We start from the raw sequence: 1,236 nt of genomic DNA, 5'->3' as shown, positions 1-1,236 counted from the left end.
CGCATCTGTCACACAATCTTTGTGCGGTATTGCCCTAAGTTCATTATAGCACGTCAGCAACAAAGAAGTCAATGAAGAATGCAAAAAAAACAGTTTACCTTTTCGTTACTTTTCACAAAATTAAATTTACTTTGTGAAATGTTTCAAACAGAATATTGCATATTTCAGAAAAATATGCTATCATTAGAGTATCCAAAGCATTTCATAGCTATTTTGAAAATGTACGCATTCTTTTTCGGTATTCTGTAGGAGAACAGCCTGTGACTTTTCGGAATTGCCGGTTGAAATTGGAGATGTTCCGGAACCCGCAGTCAAATGCCACTTCCAGAACGCTTTTGCGGGTATCTCCCAGTAACCGGCATGCCTGATTGATTCGGAAGTGGGAAATATATTCTATTGCTGTAAATCCCACATGTCTTTGAAACTGGTTCATAAAATAGCTCTCGCTCAAGTGTACTACTGCTGCAAGCTGTTGAATGGTAATGTTCTCCTGAAAGTGTTCCTTGATGTACTCCAAAGCCGGACGAATCATCTCCCCTGCTTCCTGAAAGTTCGGAACCATTTCCGCCTCCGTTTCCAGCAGCCAGAAAAAGCGGAACAGTTCTCCACGCAGAAGCATGTCCAGCTGTGGTGTGTCCTCTTTGGCACAGGCAAAGACCGTTTCTACAATCGATTCCATCACCGTATAATAATGATGATGCTTTGGTGTGATGTGCATCTGTATCTGCATACTGCCGGTGGTCAGCGGCTTTACGCATTCCTGTATGCAACGGTCGGATTCTGAACTGCCGAAAAGTTCTGGACTGAACACCAGCGTATCATAAATCTGGTGCATTTTCGGACAGGGATAGACGGAGTGCATCACATTAGGCGGAATCACAATAATATCTCCGTCAGCGGAACGGAATTTCTGTTCGCCGCAGGTAAATTCCGCAGAACCGGTACGGACGAAATTGATTTCGAATTCGCTGTGCCAGTGCATGGGAGCGTAGGCAAACTGATCTGGAATGATACATTGATAATAGCTGTATGGTTTGATCTGGGAACTGTGTATCCGGTTTTCTCTGTAATTCATAAAATTCCTCCAAAAAATAGGATCGTATCAGTATATCGTAGAATAACAATAGATTTTTAGGTGATTTTATCGTATTATATCATACAGAAGGAAAAATTGCAAGGGCAATGTCCTCATATACAAACACCAAGGGCAATACCGCACAAAGAGCGTCTGGCGAC

1 protein-coding gene is annotated in these 1,236 nt (G+C 42.5%); it reads right to left on the bottom strand.

The features are described from left to right. Window positions 1–208: 208 nt before the first annotated feature. Entirely contained in the window at window positions 209–1,075 is an 867-nt protein-coding gene (locus RUMCAL_RS07805; RefSeq protein WP_021682177.1) for a helix-turn-helix domain-containing protein, read from the bottom strand. Window positions 1,076–1,236: the final 161 nt, after the last annotated feature.

It is taken from the genome of Ruminococcus callidus ATCC 27760, assembly GCF_000468015.1.
GTDB lineage: Bacteria > Bacillota > Clostridia > Oscillospirales > Ruminococcaceae > Ruminococcus_C > Ruminococcus_C callidus.
The sequence above is the reverse complement of the archived record's forward strand: the minus strand, read 5'-3'. Positions and strand labels throughout refer to the sequence as shown.